This is a genomic window from Micromonospora sp. NPDC047707 (assembly GCF_040704235.1).
In the GTDB taxonomy this organism is placed as follows: domain Bacteria; phylum Actinomycetota; class Actinomycetes; order Mycobacteriales; family Micromonosporaceae; genus Micromonospora.
In genome coordinates this window covers 1-3,308 of sequence record NZ_JBEYSU010000109.1, presented here as the reverse complement: position 1 = coordinate 3,308, position 3,308 = coordinate 1, and the positions used below count along the sequence as shown (strand labels likewise).

Genomic DNA, 3,308 nt, shown 5'->3' with positions numbered 1-3,308 from the left:
AGATACCGCGACAGGGCTTCCCACTCGACGTCAGACAACTCGTAGCGACGACCCACGCGCAACATCATCCGACACCAAGATCCTTTGAAGACACTCAGCGGGCATGGTGGTCATCGTCGCCTGGAGCGCGTCTTTCATCGCGATGGCGCCGTAGCCGCCCAGGGCGGTCCGTTCTTGACGGGCGGGATGGTTCCGTAGCCATCGAGGCGGGGCAGGTGGACCAAGAGGGTGTAGCGGCTGGTGCGTTCGACGACGGTGCCAATGGCGGAGCGTTTCAGCCCGATCATCCGGTCGCCCTCCCAGTGGCCGGGGACTGCTCGGTCGGCGGCCTCGGCGGGTCGTTGGCTCAGGACGACATCGGCACTGACGTGTCCTTGCGGCCTGTTGCGTGAGCGTTCTCGGGGCTTGCGTAGTGCACGTCCGGTCCGCAGGCAGGCGACAAGCTCGCGCTTGAGGGCTGCGCGTCCTTCGATGTAGAGCGTTTGGTAGATCGCCTCGTGGCTGATGCGCATGTCCTCATCGTCAGGGAAGTCGACGACCAGCCGACGGCTGATCTGCTCCGGACTCCACGCCGTAACCCAGCGCCGATCGGCGCGCTGCGGCTTGTTCAGGCTCTTCCACGTCGTCGACGGGCCGGCTGCAACTGTCCCGGTCGGGACGCCGCAACTACCCGCTCAGTCGCGTTTGGACGTATTCCTGCAGCCGCGGGTTGCTCGCCAGCTTCGGCGGCTTGGGACGCCGCGCGGCGACCCGCGCCTTCCACTGCGCGACCGTGGCCCGGTACTCTCGCTTGCCGCCGCGGGTCGCAGCGTTGCGCCGCACCTCCCGCGAGATCGTGCCGGGGTCCCGCCCCAGCTCCCGGGCGATCGCGCGGACACCCTGACCTTGCGCCTTGAGCAGCGCGATTTCCTCAAGCTCCGAGAACGACAGGTAGGCGGCCGGTGGGCTCGGCCAGACTCAGTGGCGGCACCCCAACCCGGTGGACCGACTGAAGCCGCCAGTACTCGCAAACACGTGCCCTCTAGGATTCGCTACCACCTCTGACACTCTTGTCAGTTGACTAACCGGGTGACGACGAGGCGCAGGCAACACAGACTTTCATGAGCGATGGACCTCCCGGCCCGCTTAGCCCTGCTGCGGGCGCTGTTCATGGACGGCCGGTGGTTCCTAACACGGAGCGCGTCATCAGGCCCCCACCACTCTCTCGTCGTCAGGGCATTTGGTCCTCGGGATTTTGTAGTACGCAGCCACAGCCGCGAGTGTCCGCCAGGCGCGCTTGGGCTGGTGTATCTCGGTCAGGTCGCCGTTAAACGGGCCGAGCAGCACCACCGCCGCGCCGAGCAGGCGGATCTGATCGATGTCGGCGATGATCTGGTCGATGGTGCCGATACCGGCGCGTCGATCCGGTGACCGGTTCGTGGGCCTTCCAGAGCGCGATGCGCGGCATTAGGGCGGGAGCCGTGCGACCCAATTCGTCGGCGGTTGCCTTCAGCCGGCCGGCCGCCTCGGCCAGCCATCCGGACGTGAACCGTAGCGGGTGCCAGCCGTCACCGAGCAGCACCGCGCGCCGCATGCCGGCGTCGCTATTGCCGCCAACCAGATCGGGATAGCAGCGGTGTCGTAGTCGTCGGTGTTCCGCCAGGCGTCGCGTATGGTGCGCAGGTACTCGTCGGTCAGAGCGCCGCGCCGCCCGAACGGCACGCCGAGCGCCTCAAACTCCTGTCGGGCCCAACGTACGCCGACGCCGAGAATGAGCCGGCTGCCGCTGAGCCGGTTGAGGTTCGGCCTACGGGTAATAAGGTATTCGCCTTACTTCCTTTATCTTGCCGTGGGATCAGCCCCAGTAAAAGCGGCCCGAGGCGAGGAATCTTGTTGCTGCCGATGGTGATTTCGACCGATTTGCACGGCGACCGGCCGCCCCGCCCACCATCGTTTGTCGGCGGGTCAGGCTGAGCCCGGGTCGACAACCGCCAAGTCCGCGATCAGCACGATCGGTGTCGGGGTTGGGGCGCCGTGGCCACCGGTGCCCCAATCCCGGTCTGCTCTCGGAACCCGGAGCCGCCGGGACTGGCCTGTTACGTAGCCGGGTGTGAGAGCGACGGCGAGGGTGCTTTGGAAGCAACGGGGCTGGCGACGGCGGCGGGAGCGATGGCTGCGAAGATTGGCGCATGCGCATTGCTGCTGCTCAAGCCCGTTGCCCCTGGCTCGACCCTGCTCAGGGGACGGCAAAGGTACTGGATTTTCTACAGCAAGCCGCGGCTGCGGAGGTCGACCTTATAGCCTTTCCGGAGACCTTCCTGTCCGGATATCCGTTTTGGGTTAAGCATACCGATGGGGCGAAATTCAACGACCCGCAGCAGAAGCAGGCGTATGCGGCCTATTTGGAAGCGGCTGTAGAACTTGACGGTCGGCCGTTGCGCCTCATCACGGAGGCAGTGCGAGATCTCGGCGTCTTCGCATATCTAGGCATCACGGAGAGAGTCGGCGGGACCGTTTACTGTACACTGCTCGCGATATCGCCCCAGGCGGGCCTTGTCAGCGCCCACCGAAAGTTGATGCCCACACATGAGGAACGACTGGTCTGGGGTAGCGGTGATGGCCATGGTCTTCGCGTGCATCAGGCTGGCGACCTCAGAGTCGGCGGCCTCAACTGCTGGGAGAACTGGATGCCCCTGGCGCGGCATGCTCTTTACGCGCAAGGGGAGGAACTGCATGTATCGGTTTGGCCAGGCTCAACCCGCGCTACAACTGACATCACCCGATTCATCGCCTCAGAGGGCAGGGTTTACTCACTCGCCGCTGGCGGTCTATTCTCCTACGCCGACATCCCGGCTGGCTTTCCCTTCCGCGATGAGCTTGCCGAGCGAGTTTCATCCTGCGACGGCGGCTCGGCCATTGCAGGACCTGATGGACAGTGGATCGTGCCACCGGTCTCCGGCGAGGAACGTCTCGTCATCGCTGATGCCGATCCGGCCGTGGTTCATGGGGAGCGCCAAAATTTCGATCCTGTCGGGCACTACTCGCGCAGCGACATTTTCTGCGTGGAGATCGACCGAAGGCGCCTTGCCCCTGCCAGCTTCACAAGTTGATGCGGGCGCTACAGGCTAAGGCCGGCGCCTAAGGGACGTCTCGTAACGAGGTGAAGGCGTTGCCCGGCAACCGGTCGGTGGTCAGCCGGTGAGGATGATGTTGTGGATGTTGGCGATGCCGGAGGCGGCGTCGGCCAATGTGTGGGCGGCGCGTCGGTAGTCGCGCAGGATCTTGAAGCACTTCATCCTGGCCAGGGCATGTTCGACCCCTGCTCGAAC

The 3,308-nt window shown here is 65.0% G+C and carries 3 protein-coding genes and 2 pseudogenes; 2 read left to right on the top strand and 3 right to left on the bottom strand.

Going from position 1 to position 3,308, the window contains the following annotated elements; translation table 11 throughout:
- Nucleotides 1–93 precede the first annotated feature (93 nt).
- Nucleotides 94–970: pseudogene (locus tag AB0873_RS32030) on the bottom strand (IS30 family transposase); the annotation flags it as partial.
- 314 nt (nucleotides 971–1,284) lie between these two features.
- On the opposite strand from AB0873_RS32030, the gene AB0873_RS32025 reads away from it, so the two are divergent.
- Nucleotides 1,285–1,410: a hypothetical protein gene (locus AB0873_RS32025; protein ID WP_366604493.1), complete on the top strand. Its 126-nt coding sequence runs from the start codon at nucleotides 1,285–1,287 to the stop codon at nucleotides 1,408–1,410.
- Nucleotides 1,411–1,488: 78 nt separating this feature from the next.
- On the opposite strand, the gene AB0873_RS32020 is transcribed toward AB0873_RS32025, so the two are convergent.
- Nucleotides 1,489–1,797, bottom strand: coding sequence for an LLM class flavin-dependent oxidoreductase (locus AB0873_RS32020; protein WP_366604495.1), 309 nt, complete (start codon nucleotides 1,795–1,797; stop codon nucleotides 1,489–1,491).
- A gap of 371 nt (nucleotides 1,798–2,168) precedes the next feature.
- Here AB0873_RS32020 and AB0873_RS32015 point away from each other — a divergent pair, with 371 nt between their 5' ends.
- Entirely contained in the window at nucleotides 2,169–3,089 is a 921-nt protein-coding gene (locus AB0873_RS32015; RefSeq protein ID WP_366604491.1) for a carbon-nitrogen hydrolase family protein, read from the top strand.
- An 81-nt stretch (nucleotides 3,090–3,170) separates the two neighbouring features.
- On the opposite strand, the pseudogene AB0873_RS32010 reads toward AB0873_RS32015, so the two are convergent.
- Nucleotides 3,171–3,308 (bottom strand): annotated as a pseudogene (locus AB0873_RS32010) (IS5/IS1182 family transposase); the annotation flags it as partial.